We start from the raw sequence: 23,295 nt of genomic DNA, 5'->3' as shown, positions 1-23,295 counted from the left end.
GCATGCAAGCTGTTCGGAAAAAAACTGCCATTTTTGCGGAGTAGGCTAAGTCATAGGAAGAAACACTTTAGTGCAGGTGAAAACATCCGCAAATAATGTGTTTTTATATGGTAAACTATTTAACAAAAGATAGGAGGATGAATATGGTTGAAATTACATTTTCAGAATCAATTGGTTCTGTCCTAACACTTGAAAAGAGAACGCGTTTAAAGCAAATTCACGAAGATCTTTACAACAAAAAAGGAAAAGGCTCTGATTTTCTTGGCTGGCTGGATTGGCCAAGTACGCTTGATGAGGAGTTCATGGTGAAAGTCGAAAAAACGGCTGCCCAAATCCGTGATAAAGCGGACGTCTTGGTAGTCATCGGGATCGGCGGTTCATACCTGGGTGCCAAGGCCGTGTTATCGGCATTAGATCCTTATTTCAGTAAAGAATCAGGACTCGAAGTGGTCTTCGCAGGCCATCAAGTCAGCGGCGAATACTTGAAGCAATTGCTGGCCCATCTTGAAGGCAAACGCGTCATGGTCAATGTCATTTCCAAATCCGGAAAAACGACGGAGCCCGCCATCGCTTTCCGTTTCCTGAAAGATTACATGGAAAAACGCTATGGCCAGGAAGCGGCAGAACGGATTATCGTGACAACCGATGCCGAAAAAGGTGCATTGCTGACACTTGCAGAAGAAAACGGCTATGAACGCTTTGTCGTACCTGCAGATGTGGGCGGACGCTATTCCGTTTTCACCGCTGTCGGTCTGGTGCCGATTGCGGCTGCCGGCTATTCCATCCGCGACTTGATTGCGGGGGCAGCGAATGCCGAAGAGCTTTACAACAACACAGATGCTGATGAAAATCCAGCGCTGCAATACGCCGCAGTCCGCCATCAGTTGTATGTGGAAGGCTATACGACAGAAGTGATGGCGACATTCGAACCGAAGCTTTCATTCGTCCAGGAATGGTGGAAGCAATTATTCGGCGAAAGCGAAGGAAAAGAAGGCAAAGGGATTTTCCCGGCGTCCGTTTCTTTTACTACTGACCTGCATTCGATGGGACAGTACATCCAGGACGGCAAGCGCAATTTGTTTGAAACCTTCCTGCTGGTTCAGGAAGCAAACGAAGATTTGTCGATTTTTGAAGCTGAAAACGATGACGATGAATTGAACTATATGGCGGGTCTCTCCCTGCAGGAATTCAATCATGTGGCGTATAAAGGAACATCTAGCGCCCATTTGGACGGCGGTGTGCCGCAGCTCAGCCTGACAATCCCTAAAATTGACGAATACCACCTCGGCCACTTGCTGTATTTCTATATGCTGGCATGTGCTTACAGCGCCTATATGCTTGACATCAATCCATTCGATCAGCCAGGGGTCGAAGATTACAAGAACAATATCTTTAAACTCTTGAACAAGCCTGGATTTTAAAACATAGAAAAAGCTGACCTTTTACAGGTCAGCTTTTTTAATGGAATTTTTTCAATCAATTCTCTTTTAGAACCAGAAGAGCCGCTCCGAGTATACCCGCATCATTTTCAAATTGTGCAATTTCTACAGCCAACGGGTTCAGCAATTGCGGCTCAAGCTTCTGCAGGAACAACTCCCACCAGAACTCCGCCGATTCCGAAACGCCTCCACCGATGATCATCATGTCCATATCGAATGCTGCCTGCAGACTGCTGACAATAAAGGCCAGGTCAGCTGTGAATCCCTCAACGACTTGCATACAGGCTGGATCTGTTGCTGCATTTCCAAACAGCTCCTGAGGCGTTACGTTCAAACCGGCTTCTTTGATGCGACGCCGGATGGCTGTGCCGGAAACATATTGTTCACCACAGCCTTTCCGGCCGCACGGGCAAAGGACGCCGCCCGGGTACAAAAGCATATGGCCAAGTTCCCCAGCTCCTCCGTGCCGGCCGCCGCTCAAAAGCTGGCCATCCCAAAGGACACCACCGCCAAGGCCTGTCCCGAGCGTCAAACAAACGACACGGTCAAGCCCTTTGGCCGCTCCGAATTTCGATTCGGCCAATGCCACGCAATTTGCGTCATTTTCCAATTCAACCCGTTTGCCGGTCGCTTTTTCCAATTGTTGTTTTACGGCTGTCCCCGACCATCCTGGAAGAATGTCGGTCGCGTAGATGACACGCCCTTCTTTCGGGTCGACAAAGCCATGGGTACCGATGCCAATCGCTGCCACTTCAGGATGCAAAGCCAGTAAGCGCAGAACCTGCTGCTCCAAATAAGCATATAAAGGAAAGGCCGTTGGTACCTGTTCGTCATAAAAAATCTCACCATTCGCATCAATGATGCCCATGCGAATTTTCGTTCCACCGATATCAATTCCTAAAACCTTTGTCATAAGAGCCTCCTAATAGTTGACTGAAGTAGTTCTATCATACAGGATTCGTCTAGTGGCAAACAGTACTTTATACAATCTTCTGTCAGTTTCACTGTACCCGCCCTTTGTCATCCACCGGATTTGTGTTAACTTAAATAAAATATAAGTTGACTTAAATATTTAGTCTGATTATACTCGAATTATATTGAAAAATCAGGAGGATACATAATGACAATGACCACGACAAGATCAGCCAATCATTCCCGCACATTGCAATTGGTACATATCGCCATGTTCTCTGCCTTGATGGCTATTGGCGCAAATATCGCTTCATTTTTGATTATCGGTGGTGTACCGATTACACTGCAGACTTTCTTTGCAATTTTATCAGGTATTTTGCTCGGCAGTCGCATGGGTGCTGTCTCCATGATTGTTTACGCATTTATCGGCTTGGCCGGGGTCCCTGTATTCGCCGGCTTCTCCGGTGGCATGGATACCCTGATCAGTCCGACATTCGGATTTATTATTTCTTATGTATTCGTCGCTTATATTGTCGGATTAATTGTGGAGAAATGGCCTTCCAAAAAAGGGTTTATCGTTGCAGCGCTGGCCGGAACAGCCATCAATTACTTATTTGGCACCAATTGGATGTATGCAGCCTATAAGCTGTGGTTTGCTGCACCAGAAGGCTTTACCTACCAGATGGCTTGGGCTTGGATGGCTGTACCTCTTCCAAAAGATCTCCTGTTGGCAGTACTTGCCGGTTTGTTCGGCTACCGGTTGCGGCCGATCATCCAAAAATATCTATAAAAAAACCGGATGCCTCAAGGGCCTCCGGTTTTTTGATCCATTTATTTAGATGGAGCAGATTTCCACTGGTCTTCCAACCATTTTTCGAAATCCTCGCCTTTATCGCCTTTATACGTGTCGTAAATATCCACACGCATTTTTTGAAGCTTCACTTTGAAGTCTTCATAGCTGTGGTCGGCAGGCAAACTTTTCTTGATGCGCACAAGCACTTTGGAAGTGTCTTTGATCAAGTCAAATTTCTTCCGTTCCGGCATGTGGACGTTTTCGCCAAAATCTTTTAATTTTGCATAAGCAGCTTCCTGCACTTGATAGACAGGATCGTGGTTCATGCGATGTGTCAAAAGGTCGATTGTTGGATCGCTTTTCCAGTTGCCAAGCTCCTCAACCGCAGCCAAACGCTCTTTCCAGTTTGCTGTCCGGTTCGCCGCTTTTTTCAATTCGTCATAGTTCGGTGGTAAATTAGGTGTGTTTTTGTTCGGTTGTTTCAAAAATTTCATTCTCCTTTGTTCATCTCCCTTTTCGGGAAATGACGTAATGCTCTCCGTTGACGGAACAAGTTCTTACCAGTATACCATCATCTGAGGCAAAAAGAAAAAAGTCGATTATTCTGCAAGCCGGTTCTTCATACAAAGATCAAATATTTAGAAGTACTAAAGTTTCGTTCTCCTGTATTTTCCATAAGACTTTCTGCCTTTTTTAACTAATATTTGATAAAATTATTAAAAATTGATTGAAAATTAAGTAAACTGTAGTTAAGATGAAGCTGTGTTACATAATTACTGGGATAGGAGGAATATTTATGAAGAAAAAGTTAGTCGGTGCTGTGTTAGGTTCATTTCTTGTATTGGGGTCTGCTTTGAATGTTGGTGCGGTAGAAAATGACAGAGACTGTGGAGATTTTTCATCCCATGAGGAAGTTATGGCATTCTGGTATGAAAATGGGTATAACGAAAACAATGATCCTCATGATTTGGATCGTGACAATGATGGACTTGCTTGTGAGGTCACTCAAAGCGAGTACGATAGCTATGTAGCCAGCCAGGAAACTGACGACTCATCTGAGGAAACTGCCACTGAAGAAGAAACAGAAGAAGGCGCTGCCTTGCCGGACACTGCTTCAAACGGTCCATTGATGATGCTGTTTGGTGCCGGACTTGCCGGTGCTGGTTCACTTCTCTTGTTCCGCCGAAAAGATCAAAAGGCGTAAGACAAAAACTGCCGGCAGGAATTTCCCTGCCGGTTCTCTTTTGAGGTGAAGGCTGATGAAAAGATGGCTGGGTGTGCTTCTGCTTGTTTCAGGGCTGGCAATCGGGTTGTACAATCTATTCGAATGGCAAACTGCTGCAAGCTCAGCACAAGATTTAACTGAGGCCGAACTCAATACGATTCAGGAATTCAAAAAGCATTCGGCAGCCGATGCCTGGGAAGAGCCTATTGAAATAGCCGACAGGGCGACAGCTATTCCTGCTCCTGACGAAAAACCGGAGCCCGTGTTGAGCACTTCTGTCCAACAGGAACCTGGAGAAAAATCAGCAGATCTGTTGATTCCTGAAATCGGACAGAAATATGAGGTTTATTGGGGAGCAGATGAAGAAACCTTAGAAAAAGGTGTAGGCTTATACGTCAGTGACTTAACGACTGTTCCAGGAGAAGATGGCCATACTGTATTAAGCGGTCATCGTGATACAGTATTTACTGGACTTGGTGAACTTGAAGAAAAAGATGATCTGGTGGTTGAATACAACGGCGAGACATTTGTCTATGAAATCACCGATATCTGGATTACCCATGAAGATGACAGAACCGTCATCGTCGAAAAAGATCAATCCACGTTGACCTTGACCACCTGTTATCCGTTTGATTTTATCGGCTATGCGCCTGACCGTTATATCGTTCAAGCGGAATTGGTTTCAGCACATACGACTGATTCAAACTAAACAGGACACCAGCGGATGTCTTCATCCGCTGGTGTCCTGTTTTTCATTTATAAGTTTTTGATGGCCCCGATCAAACGCTCGACTTCTTCTTCCGTACTGTAAGGCGCAAGACCGGCCCGCACCCAGCCTCCGCTGTCATTGACTCCCAAGACCTCACCAAGCGTAGAAGCATAGAAATGGCCGGCGGCGACAAAGATGCTGTGGTCTTCCGCTAATCTTCTGCAGATTTCCCCCGGTTCCCTGCCGCTGACCCCGAACGCGACTGTCGGTGTTTTCGGCACGTCGTTGGCGGCTTGCGTAACCGTCACACCTTCGATTGCAGACAGTCCTTCCCGAAGCCTGTCAGCCAGGCTGTTTTCATAGACTTCAATCTGCTCCATGCCGCTTAAAATGCGTTTTCTTCGGCTTTCGCCTTCGCCGAATTGGGCAAAAAATTCGATGGCCGGGCGGATACCCGCAATGCCTTCATGGTTTTGCGTTCCAGTTTCCAGCTTATCCGGATAATAGCTGGGAGAAGTGGTCAGCTTATAAGGCTCAAGATTCTTAAAGACTGCTTCTTTGATTGCCGCTATTCCGATATGCGGTCCGAAGAATTTATACGCTGAGCACAGTAAAATATCAATTTGCTTATGATCCCGATCAATCGGCAGATGAGGAGCGGCATGGACAGCATCCGCTACCAGAAGGGCGCCAACTTGTTTTGCCCGTTCGGCGAAAGGCTGGAGGTCGACGACTGTACCGATGGCATTGGAAGCCATTCCCACTGCGACGATCTTTGTTTTTTCATTGATCAACTTATCCAGGTCTTTCAAATCCAATGTTTTTGTATCCGTATCGACCTTGACCCAGCGAACCGTTAATCCACGATCCTTCGCCATCATGATCCAAGGATCGACGTTGGCGCGGTGGTCCATTTCAGTGACAACGATTTCGTCACCCTCCTTGAAGTTTTTGCCGAGTGCATTCGCTATCGCAATCGTTAAGGTTGTCATGTTGGCACCGAATGCCACTTCATTTGCCTGGACATTCAAAAAGTCAGCCACAGCCAATCTTGCTTCCGAGATAATTTCTTCAGTTTCCCAACTTGACGGGAAACTGCCGTGAAGATTGGCGCCACCTCTTTCCATATAGCCTGCAATCGCCTGGATTGCCGAATTGACAACCTGTGAACCGCCTGGCCCATCAAAATAGGCAACCGGTCTGTCTTTATACGTTCTGGCCAAAGCCGGGAATTGCGCCCGGACTTCAGTAATGGGAAACGTCGTTTTAGTGGATTTCATCCCATACAGCTCCTTTTCATTTAAGGTACTGTTACCGTATTCAATTTTCCAATGAAATCTCCTTTATTTTTTATTGATTTCCAGAATACGATCCATTGAAGGTGAGATACGATCCATTAGACGCGAAATACGATCCATTAAGTATGAAATACAGTCCATACGAGCAGCAATACAATCCGTTGTACGCCGAATACGATTCCGGGCTTTCTGGCCAATAAAAAAACGCCGCAAAGTGCGACGCTTGATTTCATTCCATTAAACAGCTTTCTGGCATACCAGGATCTCACGCAGGAACAGCCCTTTTTTTGCGATGCAACGGTCTGTAACCACAAATCCGGCTTCTTCGACCATATGATCCATCGTCTCGATGGTGACGACCAGCAGCTTTTCCGTGAAAGGATACGCGTCTTTCAGTATCGCCAGCTGATCGGCAGGGGTTGCATGCGTGTACAAATTATACGGCATATCGATGATGGCCACATCGTAGCTTTCTTCGACTTCCGCAATCGGACCGAGATTGACATCCCCGGTCAAGCCGAAATGGGCGATGTTCTCCCTGGATCCTTCGACGACCAGTGGATTGATGTCGCGCCCGACAATATCAATTCCCATCGACAAGGCCTCCACCAAAACCGTACCGATGCCGCAGCATGGATCGATGGCTTTGACGCCTTCCGGTTCCGGCACCGCAATATTCGCTACAGCTCGGGCAACACGTGTGCTGAGTGCTGTTGAATATTCCCGTGGTTTTTTCATATGCTGAAACCAGACTGGTTCACTTTGAAGATAGCGTCCCAAATACCAGCGACCTTCGAAAGGAATCAAACCAAACGTCACATCCGGATGATGAACATCCGCCTCGCCGGTAATTGCCGAGCCGATCTGCCGTTCCACATCCCTTTTCCCCGAGAAGTCCACCTGATCCTGCTCGGCCAGGCCATTGATCTTTAAAAAGATCACTTTAAATGTTGCTTCGCCCATATCTACTCCAGCAGATTGTTCAATGATTTCCTGCAGGGTCTCCCCTTCAAAAAACAATTCGATCCGTTCTTTGATGAATGGGCTTCGGCTCGGCTCCACGGCTACCCCGCTCTTGACTATTTTTTCATCGGTATCTTTTCCGAAAAAAGACCGCATTTCCAATTGGCATAACGCTTTTTCATCATTCGTATAAGCGTACGTATAAATATAGTTGCCTGTTGCAGTTAATCGATTCAATTCATCCCGTCCTTATCTGCCCTGTAGTTCAGGACAATATCTCATAAGTATAGCAGAATCCATTGAAAGTTAGTCGACTTGAAGGTCATAATTCGCTTCGATGACTTTAATGAGCCCTGTAATCATTTCATTGTATGGAGTACTGAGTCCGTGATTTCTGCCGAGCTTCGTTACAGCTCCATTGATGGCATCAATTTCTGTTTTTCGCTTATGCAAAACATCCATCAGCATGGAAGATTTATTGGCACCGATATCTTCTCGGCCCATCCGTATACATTTTGCGATGACTTCTTCCTCATCCACAGAGATGCCTTCCGCTGTCGCTATTTGAACCGCTTCACTGACTACATTCCGCAATAAAGCCAGTCCTTCCTCGGTATTCAGGATGTCCCCATTCCTCAATCGTGACAGTGCGGTCAGAGAATTATAGGCAACGTTGACGAATAGTTTATTCCAGATGACGGTTTGGACATCTTCTGCCAACTTGGTTTCCAGGCCCGAGCGATTCAGCAATTCGGTGAATTCCAGCAGTTTATTCTGTGCATCGGCGTCCGCAGCCTGGCCGATGTAATTTTTCCCCCAACCGCGGTGAAGAATCCGCCCATCACTTTCCACACTTGCACCACAGCCCATCGTCCCGGCAACCGCTGGATTATCCGGAAAGAGCTCTTTTATCACTTCCAGATTACCGAGTCCATTCTGCATGGTGATGATCAAAGTCTGTGAAGAAAAAGAACCCTTCATCTTTTCCAGTACGGTTCTCGTGGCATGTGCTTTCACTAGTACCAGGACCACATCATAGCGATCTGTTTTTGAAATTTCCTGCACAACAGTCAAGGGAACTGTCGTCTCTTTGTTGTCACGCTCGACTATCGTTAATCCGCTGTGATTGATTTTTTCCACATGCGGGTTATTTCTATTATATAGAAGAACTTCATCGTGCTGAGTTTTTAGGCGTCCGCCAAACAAACTGCCCATTGCCCCTGCACCGACCACCAATATTTTCATAAAACCCCTCTTTTCAAGCAGCTTCGTCTGCTGCTGGTTAGCCTGAATATACCATAAAGAGATACTACAACCTGACTATTATGTCCATTGGATCCAACTGCCGACCGTATACACAGCATAAAAAACGGTGGCCTCTACAGGGAGACCACCGTTTTTCATCACTTATTTTTTTCCGACTTTACGGATATCCGCAACCACCAGAGATCCTACCAGCAGGAGACCGAGATAACCGACAACCGGATAAAACCAGTTGACGAGTGCGGTGAATCCAAGAAAACTCAAGAGGAATGCGATTGCACCCGATACGATGACAAAAACACGGAAACGGCTTGTCCCCATCTTCATGAAACGGGCTGAAAATGACAGGAGTAAGCTGACTGCCGTATTGTAAATCATCGCAAAAATAACGATGGCCATAATGATCCCTATTATCGGAGAAATGTTATCGGCAAGAGCCAGCATTGGAAGGTCCGAACTACCGACCACATCGACTTTTGCAAAAATCGCCAAATAGCTTAAGAGAATTAGCAGACCAAAACTAAGTCCACCAATCAAACCGCCGCGCGCTGCAACTTTTTCATCTTTCTCAGCTCCGCCCATAACGAGTGACATCGATGCACCAAGCGCGATAGCCAACGACACATAATTGATGGCCGATAACAGCCAATGGGGCGTCGAAGACAATTGTTCTCTGGCGACCGGCTCCAGTTCTGCAAAACTTGAATTCATCGTCAACAAACTGTAGACCGTTATTCCTACTACTAACAAGACCAAAAACGGCGTTATACTGCTGATGATGGTAATGACTTTTTTAACATTCAACATGATGGTAAAAATGACGAGGATAACCATAAGGGTGCGGCCAAAAGCTGGGGCCAGGCCAAATTGCTGGGAGAAAATCGACCCTGCCCCGGCAATCATGACGACCAGGATCCCAAACAACGTCAAAATCAGCGTGTAATCGATTATTTTCCCAAGTACTTTGCCGCTGATGGCATACACTGCATCTTCATGTGAAATAGTCTGCATCCGGCTGCCGAGACGCATCAATACCATTCCCAAATAACCGAACAACGCTGTCGCCAACAGGACAGCTCCAAGTCCCCAATAACCAAAGCTGGTAAAGTACTGGAGAATCTCCTGTCCGGAAGCAAAGCCTGCCCCTACTACTATTCCGATAAATGCACTTGCTAATTTCAAGCTTCGCTTCATCATCTCTTCCTTTCTTCGTTTATTACTCCTTCTATAAAAAATAAAATAAGGCGCTGGTTATTTATGAGACTAGATCATTTTTTTATTCCCCTTGCCACAGACCCTAAACATTAATCGCGGGAAAAACTTCATAGTTCTTGCTTTTAAAGGCTTTTTGGATTATCCTACCTTATTAGCAAACACATTTAGAGAGGTCGGAATCGTATGGAGCAATTCGATCAATCCCTCGAAGTATTCATGGACAATGTCGGCTGGCTGGCACCATTCCTTTTTGTTTTATTGCATTTATTGCGTCCTCTATTGTTCTTGCCGGTTATTGCAGTGTGCATTGCTGGAGGATTCCTTTTTGGTTTCTTTGAAGGAGCTGTGCTGTCATTTATCGGTTTGACTTTAATGAGCTGGGTATCTTATCTGCTGGTCAATAAATTCCCGAAATTCAGGGATAAGATGTCCCGGCTGAAAGATAAGTTTTTTCCTGATCGTACCTTATCGGTTGTCCAAGTGATGATCCTTCGCATCATGCCTTTTGTCCATTTCCATCTATTATCCCTATATTTGATGGAAATGACCAAGTCACTGAAAGAATATATGGCCATATCTGCACTGGGCCTGATTGCCCCCGCCATTCTCTATACCGCTTTTGGCCAGGCCATCTCGGAATTCCCCTGGTATACGACCGTCAGTATGTTCCTTCTGCTTGCGGCCATCTTCAGCTTTATCGAAAAATGGCAAAATTCCAGAACCCAATCCAATTGAAACTGGAAAACTTCAACCAGCTGATTAGTATAGAAATCTTCGAAAGTGTTAAGCACAACTTTGTTGTGCTTTTTTCTTGCCTAAAACCTATAATTTATTAATGATAGGGTATAACAGACATGAGACCCAAGCAGTTTACTGAAAAGGAGAATGATTATGCCCGTTTTCAACCGAAATGGAATCGAATTATTTTATGAAGATATTGGAAAAGGCCATCCATTGTTGCTGTTGCACGGTTTGACAAGCAACTCTGCGATGTTCTACCGTGAAATCGATTTTTTTAAAGACCAGCGACGTGTTATCGCCTTGGATTCACGCGGCCACGGCAATTCAAGCCGCCTTGAACAGTACACATTGCAGGATCATATAGAAGACGCCATCGCCCTTCTTTCACACTTGGCATTGGATTCCGTCGATATTCTTGGCGTGTCGATGGGCAGCTATATTGCACAAGGAATTGCCACACAAGATGCGGATCGGGTCAATAAGCTTATTTTGGTTGCCACTAAATCCTTTGGGGCACAATCTTCCATGGCTGAGCTATTTGCCCGCTATCCTGAAAAGTTCGATGGGTTAAGTATGCTTGATAAATTCAGCGCTTCCTCAAGCTATATTTACTATAACCAAAAAAAGATCGATGAATGGCTCAGTAAAACAGCTCAAAACAGCCGCCAACTAACGATGCAGGAACAAGTTACTGCTTCTGATGCGTTGAAGGAATTCGATTTTCGCCAGCAGCTTTTCAACATTACTGCTGAAACCTTGGTCATCAGCGGCAAATTCGACGGATTGAATCCTCCTGAAAAAGGGCGTGAAACAGCAGTCTCCATCCCAGATGCCACCTTCATGGAATTCAAACGCTCTGGCCATGCACCAAATGTTGAACAAGCTGATTTGTTTTTAGGGATTACAGAAAATTTTCTGGAGTAATCTTTATACTATTTCCAATAAGATGGAGCGATTGTCTACACTAGATTCTGATAAGCTCCGATTGCTCAGAAGCTTCCCGCGGGAAGCTTTTTTATTGTGCCGTAACGCCACCGGACAATTGGAAGATTCCACATATCTCTGCGGTTTAAAATTCAAGGAACGGGTAAAGGTTAATTAGCATTCATCATTCATCTATGCAGGAGGGGAAAACATGGCGAAGCAACTGGCAATGCATGAAAAACTTGAAGTCCATGAAGTGCTGACTTTCAAAACAGCCTGTGTGGCCAAAAACAAAGTGTTCAGCGGATTAGTAAAAGACCCGGAGCTGAAAGCGATTCTGGAAGAAGACCTTGAACTGTCAAAAAAGGCCATCAAGGATTTACGCAAATTACTGGCGGATTCAGAAAAGTAGACTACAGGCATTCAATTTGAAAGGAAGGATCCTATGGCAAAGAAAGCCGACACAAAAATAAAAAAAGCAACTGCTAAAAAAAGCGATGCAAAGAAAAAAGTCAAAGAAGATAATTTAGCGATTCCCGGGTCAATGCTCGATGATATGGCCATCGCTACAGATTTCCTGGTTACTTCAAAGGCAGCTGTGCGAAATCTAGCTGTTGCCATCACCGAAACAGCGACACCGGAAGTGAAGAAATTATTGCGCCGGGAACTGGATATCGCGATCGATACACATGATAAAATTGCGCAGTACATGATCAAAAACGACATGTACCATGCCTATAATATTGAAGAACAAGTCGAACATGATCTTAAAAAGGCGGATGTCGCACTGGAACTGATCAAAAATAAGAATTTTGTTTAATAGACAGAATGATCCCCAAGTTACCACGATAAAACCCGCCCGGCATTTTTGCCGGGCGGGTTTATTTGTCCACCTTTATTGAGCGGTATAGCCACCGTCCAGAACGACGGCTTGCCCGGTTATGCCTGATGCCTTATTACTGGCTAAAAACATCGTATAATCCGATACTTCTTTGACTGCCAACAGTCTTTTTTGAGGAATCAATGGATACAGGACATCTTCAAATACTTTTTCAATCGGAACATTGCGCGTCTTCGCCAAGTCGTCCATCTGATTCCGGACCAGCGGCGTATCCACATAGCCCGGGCACATAGCATTAACGGTGATGCCGTATTCCGCGCCTTCAAGCGCTGCAACTTTAGTCAAGCCGATGACGCCATGTTTCGCGCTATTATAGGCAGCTTTCCCTGCAAATCCGACAAGCCCATTGATGGACGCCATATTGATGATGCGTCCTGACCCTTGTTTTTTCATGATTGGAAACGCATGCTTCGTAGCAATGAACGGGGCGATCAACATGATCCGGATCAGCAACTCGTATTTTTCAGTCGGGAATTCTTCAAGCGGCGCTATGTGCTGCATTCCCGCGTTATTGATCAGCACATCAAGCGATCCATAATGGGCAACTGTCTCATGAATGGCTTTTTTGATATCTTCCTCATCTGTCACATCACACTTAATGCCGATGCAGTCCAGACCTTTTGACTTCAAGCTTTCTGCCGCTTTCTTCACCGCTAGTTCATCGATGTCCGATAACACAATTTTCGCACCGGCTTCCGCAAAATCAGCGCTGATTTCGTAACCGATTCCGCTGGCAGCACCTGTTATTAATACAACTTTATTCTCTATCAAAACTATCCCTCCCTAGCTAGAGTTAAATTCCAAGTCCAAGTGTAAACAGTACAATAGCGATAGCCAATCCAAGCAATGGAACAATGACCGTAACCGCGCCGACAGCTCCGTAAGCGGCTTTATGTGTCTCACCACAGATTCCTTGAATTGTCGTTACGACATAACCGTTATGCGGCAGTGAATCGAGGGCTCCGGACGAAATCGCAATTGTCCGGTGCAGTGCTTCTGTATTGACACCCATATCGATATAATGAGGAGCAAGCAGCGGCAAGGCGATAACCTGTCCGCCGGAAGCAGAACCGGTTAATCCTGCAATAACGCTGACAGCTATGGCTCCACCGATCAATGGGCTTCCTGGGATATTGGTCATGGCATCGACTGCCGTCTGGAATGCTGGAACCGCTTTTGCTACACCTCCGAAACCTACTACAGCCGCAGTATTGCCGATCGCAATCAATGCGCCAATTGTTCCTTCAGACAAAGCTTTTCCTAGATTTTGGAAATACTTTCGATTCAATAAATAGGTCGTAATAACACCACCCAATAAAGCAATAATCAAAGCCGAGGTCATCAAAGAGTCGTGGAAGATAAATGAAATTGCCAGAACCACAAGCAATGGAATCAAGCCCATCAATGGATTTGGCAGATTTCGATCTTCCACGATCGGATCAGTCTTGCGCGCTTCAAAACGCTCTCCCTTATTGACTGCTTTTTGGATCATCCGCTTTAACCACCAATAGCCGAATACGGCCATAAAGACAGCTACTAGAATACTGACTTCCCATCCTGCATACGGTGTCGTATTCAAGTATTCAATTGGAATCCAGTTTTGGATTTCCGGGGATCCGGCGGAGGTCATCGTAAATGTCACCGAACCCAATGCCAAAGCGGCAGGGATAAAGCGGCGCGGCAGATCTGCCTGCTTGAAAAGGCTGAGCGCCATCGGGAAGACCGAGAACGCCACAACGAACAAACTGACACCGCCATAAGTCAAAACAGCACACGCAATAACAATCGCCAAAACCGCTTTCGATAAGCCGAACTTGCCGACGAGCCACCTCGACACGCTGTCAGCAGCCCCACTATCTTCCATTACTTTGCCAAATATTGCCCCAAGCAGAAACATTGGAAACCACGAAGTGATAAATCCAGAAAAACTAGTCATATAATTTGTTAATAAATTCGCTTCTCCTTCGCCTACTAGTTGTGGAAATAAAGGCAACCCGCTGAAAATTGCTACAAACAATGCGGATAAAGGCCCCGCAATCAGTAAATTCATGCCTCTCATCGTTAAAACGATAAGCAAAACAAGTCCCCCAACCATCCCAAACATACTTAACATTTAAAATCCTCCCTTTATAGCCTTTTTGTAACCGCTTACTTTAATCTTCCGAAAAGTATTGAATTATCTAAATACTTAACTCCTTTGTTGCTTTCATTAGTGTACAACTCCAGAAAGGATAGGTAAAATGAATAATAACTATAAGTTCTATAACAATTAGTTATAGGAAAGGAGGGCGTCATGGATATCCGTCAATTAACGTACTTTGTAGAAGTGGCCAAGCATCAAAGCTTTACAAAAGCTGCACTTGCTCTTCATGTGACACAGCCGACTCTGAGTAAAATGGTCAAGAATCTTGAGGAGGAAATGGAGGTGGTCTTGTTTGACCGCTCCGCGCGGCAAATCAGCTTGACCGATGCTGGTGAAGTGGTCTATGCACAGGCACAGAAAATCATCCACAGCCTTGATGATTTGTCTGCCTCTCTTTATGATGTCATGAACTTGAAAAAGGGGAAAATAAATATTGGACTTCCTCCAGTCATCAGTACTTTGTTCTTTCCGACAATCATAGCTGAATTTCAGCATTCCTATCCAGACGTTACGATTATGCTCGCAGAGGATGGCGCCAAAACAGTGGAAAGAAAAGTATTTGAAGGCGAAGTCGATTTGGGCTTTGTCATGCTTCCAGTCGATAAGGAGAAATTCGATGTTGTACCATTTGTCGATCAGGAGATCAAACTGCTGGTCCACGAGTCACATCCCCTGGCTCACCATGATCTGATGGATCTCATTCAGTTTAAAGATGACCCTTTCCTGCTGCTCAGCAAAGAATTTACCTTAAACAGCCGGACAGTTGAATTCTGTATCAGCGAAGGGTTTACCCCAAAAATCGCCTATGAAAGTTCGCAATGGGACTTCATTGTCGGTATGGTGGAAAAAAACTTGGGTGTCACACTCATGCCGAAACTGATTTGTGACCGCGTCAAGGATGGCCCCTTCAAAATGATTTCGCTGACCCACACATTCCCCTGGCGACTCGGCATCATCATGGCAAAAAACCGTTATGTCCCTTATGTTTCACGTGAATTCATTACTTTAGTGAAGAGTTTGCCGCAAGTTTGACAGACAAAAGGAGCCTCCTCACGGAAGCTCCTTTTGCTAGTAGCTATAGAAAAACAATAATCGCCAACACAGCTGCCAGCACCAGTCGGTAAATGGCAAATGGCATCAGTTTGATGCGTGAAATCAGCTTCAGGAAGAAGCGGATGGAAATCAAAGCGAAAACAAAAGCGGATATGAATCCGACAATGTAGAATGATAAATAATCCATCGACAACGTATCCCAGTTTTTCATTACCGATACGAGACTTGCCCCGAACATGATGGGAACTGCCATGATAAAAGTGAAGTCAGCCGCAACCCGGTGATTCAATCCGAACAGCACGCCGCCTGAAATCGTAGCTCCTGAACGGGAAAATCCCGGCCACAATGACAGACATTGCACAAGGCCAATCTTCAATGCCTGGAAATAGGTGATTTCATCCAACGAGTTGACCGTCGGCTTTTTCGGGCCGAACTTGTCTGCAACGATCATCAGAATCGCTCCGGCAACCAATGCATAAATGACCGTTTCTACTCCGAACAAATGGTCATCGATCAAATCCTTGAAGGCAAATCCAAAAACTACTGCCGGCAGCATGCCGATGATGACATGCAACAAGTTGAAACTTGCGTTTGCCTGCTGTCCTTCAATCTTATACAAACCCACTAAACTGAACAGGCGTTTCCAAAATACCACAACAACCGCCAATATGGATCCCAGTTGAATGACGATTTTAAACGTATTCGCTGGATATTTCCCTAAAAACTCCTGAGACTTCAGCCACATATCATCGACGATGATTAAATGGCCGGTAGAAGAAACCGGAGCGAATTCCGTCATGCCTTCCACAAACCCTAAAATTAATGCCTTAAGCAAATCAAACCAATCCATGTCCGTTGTTCCTGCTTTCTATAATAAAATAAGTCCTAGACCTACTAGAACGCTGCACCCCCTCAAAAGGTTGCAGCGTTCCCTACAGTTATTTCTGAAGTTCGAATCGTCATCTGCCCGCCTTTATTTTTACCGCTGACTCGATCGTTTCTTCTCCCCTAACCACTTCCAAAATCTGTCCAGCAGTTTTTGGATAGTTGAGCAGCACCGCTAAGGTACGGGCAACATCTTCACGTGAAATCGTGTCATACATCAAAGTGTAACCTAAATTCACTTTCCCGGTACCTTCTTGATCCGTTAAAGTTCCCGGCCTCAAAATAGTCCAGTCCAAAGCGGTTTTCACTAAATCGACTTCGGACTGCCGTTTAATCTTCATATAATGCTCGAAACTGGCAGGCATGTCTTTGCCGCGTCCAGCGTCCGGAAAGGCGGATACCAATAGAAATCGCCGAACATCTGCCGACTCGGCAGCCTTGGCGATCTTCACCAAGCCATGCCCGTCGATGGCTGTCGTCAATTCCTCACCTGCCCCGCCTGCGCCTGCTGTAAAAACCACAGCGTCACAGTCTTTTAGAAGACGGGCAAATTCTTCCGTCTCTGTTTCGATCAAATCTGCTGTAACGGTTCGGATCCCCTGCGCTTCCAATTGTTCAGCCTGTTCTGCTTTGCGGATGAAACCAATAGGCTCGTCTCCTCTTTCAGCAAGGATCCTCCCTAATTTACTTCCTACTTTCCCGTTTGCTCCAATAATCGCCACTTTCATCAAACACACGTCCTTTCAGTCGATTGGTGTTCCTGGCACATCCATCCTGTTCCGCTTCCACATCACTATAGCCTATACGATGGCATCTTAAACACATGACGCACAACTGCAACTCAGTGCACAGAAAATAGAAATAGCCCGTTGCATTCTCATGCAACGGGCTAAGTGGATTCTATTGTTCAGTAAGCTGTCCATCCAGCATCAGCTGTGATGACTGTTCCATTGACAAAGCTTGAATCATCAGTAGCCAAGAACAAAGCCACTTTTGCAATTTCTTCTGACTTGCCATTACGCGGGTTCAAGGCCATCCCAGCCTGTATGCGTCCCATTCCCATGTCGCTGATGGACGTCATTGTAGAGCTGATGTTGGTTTCTACGCCACCTGGTGCGATGGCGTTGCAGCGGATCCCTTCTTTTGCGTACATGAAACCGGTATTTTTTGTAAAGCCGACAACAGCATGCTTTGAAGCTGTGTACGTGGCTCCTGCACGCGCACCATACAATCCGCCTGCTGAAGCGATATTGATGATGACGCCTTTGTTTTTCTCAAGGAAGATCGGCAATGCTTTACGTGTTGCGCGCATGACACTCATGGTGTTGATGGAAAAAATCCGTTCCCATTTTGCATCTTCAATTTCTCCAGCTGGCTCGAAATTATCCATGATGCCTGCATTGTTGACCAGAATATCCAAAGTTCCATATTCACTCACTGCCAAGTCAACCATCGCTTCAATTTCTTGAAGTTCTCCCACATTGGTTTTCACCGATATTGCCGTACCGCCATTTTCTACGATGCCAGCAACTACTGTTTTTGCGCCTTCTTCATTGATATCGGAAACGATAACTTGTGCGCCTTCTTTAGCGTAAAGTTCCGCAATGGCTTTCCCCATTCCTGATGCTGCTCCTGTTACGATAGCTACTTTTCCTTCGAGTTTCATTTTGCAGGTCTCCTTTTTCGTCAGTTAGTTTGTCGTGCAAGAGAACGCTTTCATCTATACACTCCAAGTATATTGGCCTATACTTTAGTTATCAATCAACAAATTACCCCTTAAACGTTGATTAACGTACATCCGAATTTGATTTTGTGCAGTTACACAAAACAAATGACGAAAGTGAGGTCCTACCGATGAAAAAAGACCGCAGAATCGATAAATCAAAAATGGCTTTAAAAGAAGCATTGATCAGCCTAATGGAAGAAAAAGAATTCAAAAGCATCACCATCACAGAAATTGTCCATTCGGCCAATCTCAACCGCGGAACTTTCTATAAGCATTACCAAACTCAGGGAGAACTCTTGAATGAATTGATTGACGATGTTCTGATCGACTTGATTCATTCCTACAGGGAGCCTTATGTAAAAATAAAGAATTTTGAAGTCGGCAAGCTGTCAGCTGCCTCTGTGAAAATCTTCGATCACGTCGAACGCTATTCCCGTTTCTATACGATCATCGTCAATTCAAATGTCCTTCCTGGCTTTCAGAACCGTATTTGCCAAGTATTGAAGGAACTTGTCCAAAAAGAGCTGATCAGCCCGATGCCCAACCCCGGCATTGATCCCAGTTTACTGAGCAGTTATAACGCTTACGCTCTATTCGGCTTGATTATTGAATGGGTGAGCGGAGACTTCAAGTTCACCTCTCAACAAATGGCAGATCAATTGATCAACATCCTGTCTTATCAAACTCCAAAGGCTGAGGCAATTACTGTCTTTAAAGAGAAAAACCTGCATTAAGAAAAAGATGCCGCCTTACTCCTTTTCAGGAATTAGGCGGCATCTTTTTATTTATTCTTCGATAAGGCTGGCATAGACTATCAGGCGTTCTTCCCGAGTCCCCCGATCAAAGTCATAGGTTCCTGAACAGGTGATCAGGACCAATTCCGGGGAAGAGGTGTATCCGAAGACCTGTGAGACATCCGCCAAATCCAGTGGTATGGACTCCATCGTATGGACTTTGAACGTCAAAGTCCGTTCCTTGTCCTGCACCATGACTTCGTCCCCTAATTGCAGCTTGGAAAGATCCCAGAAAATTGCCGGTCCATCAACACCATCGACATGTCCGGCAATAACAGCACGGCCATTTTCACCTGGCTGATATCCTGGAGAAAACCAGCTGACATCTTCGATATTATTCGGCACCGCCATTTCACCATTCTCTGTCGTCCCCAAATGCTGGACTTGTGCTTCCAGCTGAATTGAAGGAATCTTTAAAGAAGTCGGCTGTATACCTGAACGTTTTAACCCATTAATAGGATTCTTTGCTGGTGCCGGCTGCTGAATAGTGACTGCAGCCGGTTCATCAAGCGTAAATCCCACATTTTCCGAACGAACACTTACTTCATCTACTGGCTGCTGGCAACCGGCTAATAAGAAAAGCGCCAAAACCAGTATGAGCTTGTTATTGAAACCGTTTTTTCCATACAAGAGTGCTGGCTCCAATAAGCACTAACGCGCCGCCCAACAATAACCATATAGCCTGAGATTGATCAGGTGTTCCAAGACCAGTAGTCGGCATGCCATCCGGTGATCCTGCTGCTTCGTAATCAACCAGCGCAATCACTTCCAGCGAATCCACCGTATTTACTGCAAAGACACTATAGACAGTATCTGCAGCTAATTCAGTGCCTTCAAGTGGCAATACCTGTGTTCCATCCGGCAAACGGATCTCTAAATCATACGTACCTGCATCCAATTCCGCATAATCCGTAATTACCGGGAATTCCGCTCCGCTGAACAAAGCGTCTCCACCGATTACGCCAACATCAACTGCTGGTGCATCCGGCGACAAATGCCCGACGCGGACTTTTGTTTGCCCTTCTGTTACTTCCATTGAATCTTCTGCAACTACAAATTCAATCGACTCCAGAAGGTTTGCTGCAGCAACTGTATAAGCTTTTCCAGCTTCTACAGCAAGATCTGCCTGCAATACGCCTTCACCTGCAGCATACTCTGTTCCACTTGCAAAAACTTCTACATCATGTGTTCCGGCCGGTACTTCCAAATAGCCCGAGTCCGCTTTAAAAGGTACTTCTTCAAGTGTTAAATCTCCATTGACATAGACATCGACAGCAGGTGCATCCGGTGAAGCGTGAACCACTCTGACTTTAGCGGTATGGCTGTCTGCCATTACTCCAGAGGCGAGCAGTGAGAACACAAGAGCCATTGCAACAGAGAATGAAACTAAGATTTTCTTCATTTTTCCCTCTCCTTCATGTGTGTAGTTTTTGCACAAGTATTGTACAACTAATTTATAACCTATCTCACATGATTCCGCAAGTTATAAATAGACTATTCTGAATTTTGAATACAAAGCACTAAACTGCTTATACACTCGTGAAATACCCTGTCGGATTCTTGCTTTATATGAAGCTCTACACAACGTTCTCCTGTCTTTTTCGCTTCCCTGAAAATATCACTCCTTACGCGATGATTTCGCTGGTGGCTGCAATCAATACGCCGTTCAATGCCTGAGTTGCCAGCTTATCAGCTTCGGAATTGGCTTTGCGGGGTATTAATTCGTATTCGGGCTGTATTCCCATTTCAGTTATTTTTTCCTCAATTCGATTTGCCCAGGGAACCAGCAGTTCTTCAATTGCCGGCCATTCATTGTTCATTCCGTTAACAACTATCCGTGAATCTCCGATAAATCGGACCGGCAGATGATGAACCTCCAAGTATTCAAGTTCCTGCAGGCAGAAATACAGTGCGGCATATTCAGCTTCATTATTGGAGGACAGCTCTTCCAACTTTGTATTTGCGCGCATGCGGTAAGATTTGCCGTTTTGCTCGTAATAGATCGCACAGCCGATGCCTGCATATTTCGTATTTCGATCATAACCCCCATCAAAATATACAATTACGTTGTGGGGTTCTGTTTCGATTCCTTTCAAATAAATCTTCATTTCCTTCATTGTCCAACTGCTGTCGAACTGATCTACAAACTGAATATTTTTTGTCCGGCCTATCCGCTCTAAATCTTCAGCTACTGCCATGGCGGTCTCTGCGGGCATATCTTCTGAAGAGAAAACCACTTCTTCACCTTTGGGAATTTTGTAGGTCCACTCTATTCGGATTTTCATCCTCAAGCCTCCTGTCCTCCAATATACTCGACTTTTCCCGCTCACTTTTCTTGTAGATACCATTCCCCTTCAGCGGGTCGATAAACAGCTGATTGAGACAAAAGAAATAGCCGGGTTCCAAAAGAGGAACCGGCCAGGTCTATTGCATTATAATGCTTTATCTTCCAAGCGCTTCAAGTCGTCTTTATGACCCATGATGATCAAAACATTTCCCTGCTCGACAATATCATCTATTGCTGGGGCAATATTGACTTCTTCTTCTTTTTTTATAGCCAACACAATACAATTGAATTCTTTGCGGATATTCAGATCCACTAAAGTTCGATTGGCCATTTTTCCGGAAGCCACCAGCTCGATGATGCTGTAATCATGGGAAAGGTCGATATAGTCCACAATCTTATCCGAGTCGACATGGTGGGCCACCCGGATCCCCATTTCTTTTTCTGGCTGAATGACACGGTCCGCTCCAACTTTGTGCAGGATTTTCTCATGCTGCAGATCACGCGCCTTCACCCAGACTTTCGGCAAGCCAAGTTCCTTCAGCATCAAGGTACACAAGACACTGGCTTGGAGGTTATCTCCGATCGCCACAATGGCATGCTCAAAATTCCGGACACCCAAAGATTTCAGCTGATTTTCATCTGTTGCATCTGCAAGGACTGTAAACGATGCGTACTCCCTCAAAGCGTCGACTTTTTCAGGATCCGTATCTATGGCCATAATTTCATGTCCGAGGCTGTGCAGCTCTTTGCAGACGCTGCTGCCGAAGCGGCCCAATCCTATGACCACAATCTGTTTTTTCACACGCTTCCCTCTTTTCTGCTCTGTTACATTTACTTTATTCGTAAAGTCGGCGGAATGCAATGAAAGGTGTTGGACTTTTTATCCGCTAACTGATACAAAGAAACTACAAAGTCTTACTATTCAAATAAAGGAGGGGTATTATGAAAACCTTAAAGTATACTTTAGTCGATGTCTTCACCAATCAATCTTTCGGTGGTAACCCTTTGGCAGTTTTCCACGACGGCTCAGGACTGGATTCGAAAACCATGCAGCAGATCGCCAATGAACTCAATTTATCAGAGACAGCGTTCATCTGTCCTCCCAAAAAGCCGCAAAATCAGATCAGTCTCCGGATTTTCACACCTCAAGTGGAGTTGCCGATAGCAGGCCATCCCACGATTGGAACAGCTTTTGTCATGGCTTATCTGAAAATGCTGCCTTCGCAGGACGGCTTAACTGAATGGACCATCGAAGAAGGCCAGGGAGATATCGCTGTATCTGTACAGAAAGAAGGAGAGAAAATCGTCAAAGTTGAAATGATCCAGCCTCTTCCGGTTTTCGGTGAAATCTTGACGAGGCAAGCTCTGGTTGCAGATTTGCTGTCGCTGCCGAAAAGCGAGCTGGATACACGTTTTCCGATTCAAACCATTTCTTCAGGACTGCCATTCCTATTTGTCCCTCTCCGCTCATTGGCTTCGATACGGGAAATTAATTTCCGCACGGATGTCTGGGAACGCCATTTCAGCAGTGATCCTGCCCGCCAGCACATCTTTACTTTCACCACTGAAACCGAACATGACGATTCCACTGTCCATTGCCGAATGTTCGCCCCGGCCATGGGGATTTCGGAAGATCCGGCAACCGGCGCTGCCTGCGGTCCTCTAGGAGCGTTTCTTGTCGAGCATAATGTTATTGAAAGCCCTGAAGGAATCTGCTCTATCCGAAGTGAACAGGGCATTGAAATGGGAAGGCCCAGCTTCATCGACATTACCGTCACAAGGAAGAAACAGCAATTCGAGGAAGTTAAAATCGGCGGCACTGCAATTGTGGTGGGACAAGGCGAACTTTATGTCCCGTAATATCCGTTGAACAAAAAGTCGATTCATGATTGGACTATCTGACTTTTTTTAGAACAGTGGATACACTGTGGCCGTGCGCAGCGGAATGGGAACTCGACTCACTTTCCTATTTCGCTGCCAATTGGCTGCGGCAGAAGGATAATTGCAAGCAACACTGGCGACCG

26 protein-coding genes are annotated in these 23,295 nt (G+C 45.5%); 11 read left to right on the top strand and 15 right to left on the bottom strand.

Features of this window, described 5'->3' with window-relative positions:
- Positions 1-137: 137 nt before the first annotated feature.
- Complete coding sequence (locus Q0785_RS04440) at positions 138-1,421, top strand: glucose-6-phosphate isomerase (RefSeq protein ID WP_298826022.1); 1,284 nt, start codon at positions 138-140, stop codon at positions 1,419-1,421.
- A 55-nt stretch (positions 1,422-1,476) separates the two neighbouring features.
- Here the strand turns inward: Q0785_RS04440 and Q0785_RS04435 are convergent, their stop codons facing one another.
- Positions 1,477-2,352, bottom strand: coding sequence for an ROK family protein (locus tag Q0785_RS04435; RefSeq protein ID WP_298826019.1), 876 nt, complete (start codon positions 2,350-2,352; stop codon positions 1,477-1,479).
- A 213-nt stretch (positions 2,353-2,565) separates the two neighbouring features.
- Here Q0785_RS04435 and Q0785_RS04430 point away from each other — a divergent pair, with 213 nt between their 5' ends.
- Positions 2,566-3,141 carry a biotin transporter BioY gene (locus Q0785_RS04430; RefSeq protein ID WP_298826146.1) on the top strand — a complete coding sequence of 192 codons (576 nt, stop codon included), beginning with the start codon at positions 2,566-2,568 and terminating at the stop codon, positions 3,139-3,141.
- A 41-nt stretch (positions 3,142-3,182) separates the two neighbouring features.
- Here the strand turns inward: Q0785_RS04430 and Q0785_RS04425 are convergent, their stop codons facing one another.
- A complete protein-coding gene (locus tag Q0785_RS04425) occupies positions 3,183-3,629 on the bottom strand; it encodes a HEAT repeat domain-containing protein (RefSeq protein ID WP_298826016.1) in 447 nt (148 codons plus the stop codon).
- A 311-nt stretch (positions 3,630-3,940) separates the two neighbouring features.
- Between Q0785_RS04425 and Q0785_RS04420 the strand changes: the two genes are divergently transcribed.
- Positions 3,941-4,348 (top strand): excalibur calcium-binding domain-containing protein, encoded by a 408-nt coding sequence (locus Q0785_RS04420; RefSeq protein WP_298826013.1) that lies wholly within the window; start codon positions 3,941-3,943, stop codon positions 4,346-4,348.
- A 55-nt stretch (positions 4,349-4,403) separates the two neighbouring features.
- Entirely contained in the window at positions 4,404-5,078 is a 675-nt protein-coding gene (locus Q0785_RS04415) for a class D sortase (RefSeq protein ID WP_298826010.1), read from the top strand.
- Positions 5,079-5,125: 47 nt separating this feature from the next.
- On the opposite strand, the gene Q0785_RS04410 is transcribed toward Q0785_RS04415, so the two are convergent.
- The 4 genes from Q0785_RS04410 to Q0785_RS04395 all read right to left on the bottom strand — a co-directional run bounded on the left by Q0785_RS04410 (position 5,126) and on the right by Q0785_RS04395 (position 9,796).
- The gene (locus Q0785_RS04410) at positions 5,126-6,358 is read right to left on the bottom strand and encodes a cysteine desulfurase-like protein (protein WP_298826007.1); all 1,233 of its coding nucleotides are present in this window, start codon (positions 6,356-6,358) and stop codon (positions 5,126-5,128) included.
- A 255-nt stretch (positions 6,359-6,613) separates the two neighbouring features.
- A complete protein-coding gene (locus Q0785_RS04405; RefSeq protein WP_298826004.1) occupies positions 6,614-7,576 on the bottom strand; it encodes an RNA methyltransferase in 963 nt (320 codons plus the stop codon).
- 69 nt (positions 7,577-7,645) lie between these two features.
- A complete protein-coding gene (locus tag Q0785_RS04400; protein ID WP_298826002.1) occupies positions 7,646-8,584 on the bottom strand; it encodes a 2-dehydropantoate 2-reductase in 939 nt (312 codons plus the stop codon).
- A 162-nt stretch (positions 8,585-8,746) separates the two neighbouring features.
- Positions 8,747-9,796: a hypothetical protein gene (locus Q0785_RS04395; protein ID WP_298826000.1), complete on the bottom strand. Its 1,050-nt coding sequence runs from the start codon at positions 9,794-9,796 to the stop codon at positions 8,747-8,749.
- Between the two features lie 204 nt (positions 9,797-10,000).
- On the opposite strand from Q0785_RS04395, the gene Q0785_RS04390 reads away from it, so the two are divergent.
- The 4 genes from Q0785_RS04390 (at position 10,001) to Q0785_RS04375 (ending at position 12,302) form a co-directional block, all read left to right on the top strand.
- Complete coding sequence (locus Q0785_RS04390; RefSeq protein ID WP_298825997.1) at positions 10,001-10,552, top strand: VTT domain-containing protein; 552 nt, start codon at positions 10,001-10,003, stop codon at positions 10,550-10,552.
- Between the two features lie 156 nt (positions 10,553-10,708).
- On the top strand, positions 10,709-11,482 hold the full coding sequence (locus Q0785_RS04385; protein WP_298825995.1) for an alpha/beta fold hydrolase: 774 nt from the start codon (positions 10,709-10,711) through the stop codon (positions 11,480-11,482).
- 211 nt (positions 11,483-11,693) lie between these two features.
- Entirely contained in the window at positions 11,694-11,894 is a 201-nt protein-coding gene (locus Q0785_RS04380; RefSeq protein ID WP_298825992.1) for a spore coat protein, read from the top strand.
- Between the two features lie 132 nt (positions 11,895-12,026).
- A complete protein-coding gene (locus Q0785_RS04375; protein ID WP_298826143.1) occupies positions 12,027-12,302 on the top strand; it encodes a spore coat protein in 276 nt (91 codons plus the stop codon).
- Between the two features lie 75 nt (positions 12,303-12,377).
- On the opposite strand, the gene Q0785_RS04370 is transcribed toward Q0785_RS04375, so the two are convergent.
- Positions 12,378-13,154, bottom strand: coding sequence for a 3-hydroxybutyrate dehydrogenase (locus Q0785_RS04370; protein ID WP_298825989.1), 777 nt, complete (start codon positions 13,152-13,154; stop codon positions 12,378-12,380).
- Between the two features lie 22 nt (positions 13,155-13,176).
- Positions 13,177-14,496: a GntP family permease gene (locus Q0785_RS04365; protein WP_298825986.1), complete on the bottom strand. Its 1,320-nt coding sequence runs from the start codon at positions 14,494-14,496 to the stop codon at positions 13,177-13,179.
- 180 nt (positions 14,497-14,676) lie between these two features.
- Between Q0785_RS04365 and Q0785_RS04360 the strand changes: the two genes are divergently transcribed.
- Positions 14,677-15,558 carry a LysR substrate-binding domain-containing protein gene (locus tag Q0785_RS04360; RefSeq protein ID WP_298825983.1) on the top strand — a complete coding sequence of 294 codons (882 nt, stop codon included), beginning with the start codon at positions 14,677-14,679 and terminating at the stop codon, positions 15,556-15,558.
- 43 nt (positions 15,559-15,601) lie between these two features.
- Here Q0785_RS04360 and Q0785_RS04355 read toward each other — a convergent pair whose 3' ends face one another.
- The 3 genes from Q0785_RS04355 to Q0785_RS04345 form a co-directional block, all read right to left on the bottom strand.
- A complete protein-coding gene (locus tag Q0785_RS04355) occupies positions 15,602-16,429 on the bottom strand; it encodes an undecaprenyl-diphosphate phosphatase (protein WP_298825980.1) in 828 nt (275 codons plus the stop codon).
- 109 nt (positions 16,430-16,538) lie between these two features.
- Positions 16,539-17,192 carry an SDR family oxidoreductase gene (locus tag Q0785_RS04350; RefSeq protein WP_298825977.1) on the bottom strand — a complete coding sequence of 218 codons (654 nt, stop codon included), beginning with the start codon at positions 17,190-17,192 and terminating at the stop codon, positions 16,539-16,541.
- 179 nt (positions 17,193-17,371) lie between these two features.
- Complete coding sequence (locus tag Q0785_RS04345) at positions 17,372-18,130, bottom strand: SDR family oxidoreductase (RefSeq protein ID WP_298825974.1); 759 nt, start codon at positions 18,128-18,130, stop codon at positions 17,372-17,374.
- Between the two features lie 188 nt (positions 18,131-18,318).
- Here Q0785_RS04345 and Q0785_RS04340 point away from each other — a divergent pair, with 188 nt between their 5' ends.
- Positions 18,319-18,924: a TetR/AcrR family transcriptional regulator gene (locus tag Q0785_RS04340; RefSeq protein WP_298825972.1), complete on the top strand. Its 606-nt coding sequence runs from the start codon at positions 18,319-18,321 to the stop codon at positions 18,922-18,924.
- Between the two features lie 51 nt (positions 18,925-18,975).
- Here the strand turns inward: Q0785_RS04340 and Q0785_RS04335 are convergent, their stop codons facing one another.
- The 4 genes from Q0785_RS04335 to Q0785_RS04320 all read right to left on the bottom strand — a co-directional run bounded on the left by Q0785_RS04335 (position 18,976) and on the right by Q0785_RS04320 (position 22,073).
- Positions 18,976-19,614 carry a class F sortase gene (locus Q0785_RS04335; RefSeq protein WP_298825970.1) on the bottom strand — a complete coding sequence of 213 codons (639 nt, stop codon included), beginning with the start codon at positions 19,612-19,614 and terminating at the stop codon, positions 18,976-18,978.
- Positions 19,589-20,386, bottom strand: a complete 798-nt coding sequence (locus Q0785_RS04330; RefSeq protein ID WP_298825968.1) for a DUF4397 domain-containing protein — start codon at positions 20,384-20,386, stop codon at positions 19,589-19,591. The genes Q0785_RS04335 and Q0785_RS04330 overlap by 26 nt, the downstream gene beginning before the upstream one ends.
- 223 nt (positions 20,387-20,609) lie before the next feature.
- A complete protein-coding gene (locus Q0785_RS04325) occupies positions 20,610-21,269 on the bottom strand; it encodes a reverse transcriptase-like protein (protein WP_298825964.1) in 660 nt (219 codons plus the stop codon).
- Positions 21,270-21,416: 147 nt separating this feature from the next.
- Complete coding sequence (locus Q0785_RS04320; RefSeq protein WP_298825961.1) at positions 21,417-22,073, bottom strand: TrkA family potassium uptake protein; 657 nt, start codon at positions 22,071-22,073, stop codon at positions 21,417-21,419.
- A gap of 140 nt (positions 22,074-22,213) precedes the next feature.
- Here Q0785_RS04320 and Q0785_RS04315 point away from each other — a divergent pair, with 140 nt between their 5' ends.
- Positions 22,214-23,131, top strand: coding sequence for a PhzF family phenazine biosynthesis protein (locus Q0785_RS04315; protein WP_298825958.1), 918 nt, complete (start codon positions 22,214-22,216; stop codon positions 23,129-23,131).
- Positions 23,132-23,295: the final 164 nt, after the last annotated feature.

The sequence above is a fragment of the uncultured Planococcus sp. genome (assembly GCF_947501725.1).
GTDB lineage: Bacteria > Bacillota > Bacilli > Bacillales_A > Planococcaceae > Planococcus > Planococcus donghaensis_C.
This window is presented reverse-complemented; position numbering and strand designations above follow the sequence as displayed.

Excerpts from the sequence above, each read along its gene's own strand:
- Q0785_RS04380 (WP_298825992.1), top strand. The coding sequence starts at position 11,694 with ATGGCGAAGCAACTGGCAATGCATGAAAAACTTGAAGTCCATGAAGTG.
- Q0785_RS04330 (WP_298825968.1), bottom strand. The coding sequence starts at position 20,386 with ATGAAGAAAATCTTAGTTTCATTCTCTGTTGCAATGGCTCTTGTGTTC.
- Q0785_RS04355 (WP_298825980.1), bottom strand. The coding sequence starts at position 16,429 with ATGGATTGGTTTGATTTGCTTAAGGCATTAATTTTAGGGTTTGTGGAA.
- Q0785_RS04410 (WP_298826007.1), bottom strand. The coding sequence starts at position 6,358 with ATGAAATCCACTAAAACGACGTTTCCCATTACTGAAGTCCGGGCGCAA.
- Q0785_RS04440 (WP_298826022.1), top strand. The coding sequence starts at position 138 with ATGAATATGGTTGAAATTACATTTTCAGAATCAATTGGTTCTGTCCTA.
- Q0785_RS04345 (WP_298825974.1), bottom strand. The coding sequence starts at position 18,130 with ATGAAACTCGAAGGAAAAGTAGCTATCGTAACAGGAGCAGCATCAGGA.
- Q0785_RS04350 (WP_298825977.1), bottom strand. The coding sequence starts at position 17,192 with ATGAAAGTGGCGATTATTGGAGCAAACGGGAAAGTAGGAAGTAAATTA.
- Q0785_RS04400 (WP_298826002.1), bottom strand. The coding sequence starts at position 8,584 with ATGAAAATATTGGTGGTCGGTGCAGGGGCAATGGGCAGTTTGTTTGGC.
- Q0785_RS04360 (WP_298825983.1), top strand. The coding sequence starts at position 14,677 with ATGGATATCCGTCAATTAACGTACTTTGTAGAAGTGGCCAAGCATCAA.
- Q0785_RS04430 (WP_298826146.1), top strand. The coding sequence starts at position 2,566 with ATGACCACGACAAGATCAGCCAATCATTCCCGCACATTGCAATTGGTA.
- Q0785_RS04435 (WP_298826019.1), bottom strand. The coding sequence starts at position 2,352 with ATGACAAAGGTTTTAGGAATTGATATCGGTGGAACGAAAATTCGCATG.
- Q0785_RS04375 (WP_298826143.1), top strand. The coding sequence starts at position 12,027 with ATGCTCGATGATATGGCCATCGCTACAGATTTCCTGGTTACTTCAAAG.
- Q0785_RS04390 (WP_298825997.1), top strand. The coding sequence starts at position 10,001 with ATGGAGCAATTCGATCAATCCCTCGAAGTATTCATGGACAATGTCGGC.
- Q0785_RS04315 (WP_298825958.1), top strand. The coding sequence starts at position 22,214 with ATGAAAACCTTAAAGTATACTTTAGTCGATGTCTTCACCAATCAATCT.
- Q0785_RS04420 (WP_298826013.1), top strand. The coding sequence starts at position 3,941 with ATGAAGAAAAAGTTAGTCGGTGCTGTGTTAGGTTCATTTCTTGTATTG.
- Q0785_RS04365 (WP_298825986.1), bottom strand. The coding sequence starts at position 14,496 with ATGTTAAGTATGTTTGGGATGGTTGGGGGACTTGTTTTGCTTATCGTT.
- Q0785_RS04325 (WP_298825964.1), bottom strand. The coding sequence starts at position 21,269 with ATGAAAATCCGAATAGAGTGGACCTACAAAATTCCCAAAGGTGAAGAA.
- Q0785_RS04385 (WP_298825995.1), top strand. The coding sequence starts at position 10,709 with ATGCCCGTTTTCAACCGAAATGGAATCGAATTATTTTATGAAGATATT.
- Q0785_RS04340 (WP_298825972.1), top strand. The coding sequence starts at position 18,319 with ATGAAAAAAGACCGCAGAATCGATAAATCAAAAATGGCTTTAAAAGAA.
- Q0785_RS04415 (WP_298826010.1), top strand. The coding sequence starts at position 4,404 with ATGAAAAGATGGCTGGGTGTGCTTCTGCTTGTTTCAGGGCTGGCAATC.
- Q0785_RS04395 (WP_298826000.1), bottom strand. The coding sequence starts at position 9,796 with ATGAAGCGAAGCTTGAAATTAGCAAGTGCATTTATCGGAATAGTAGTA.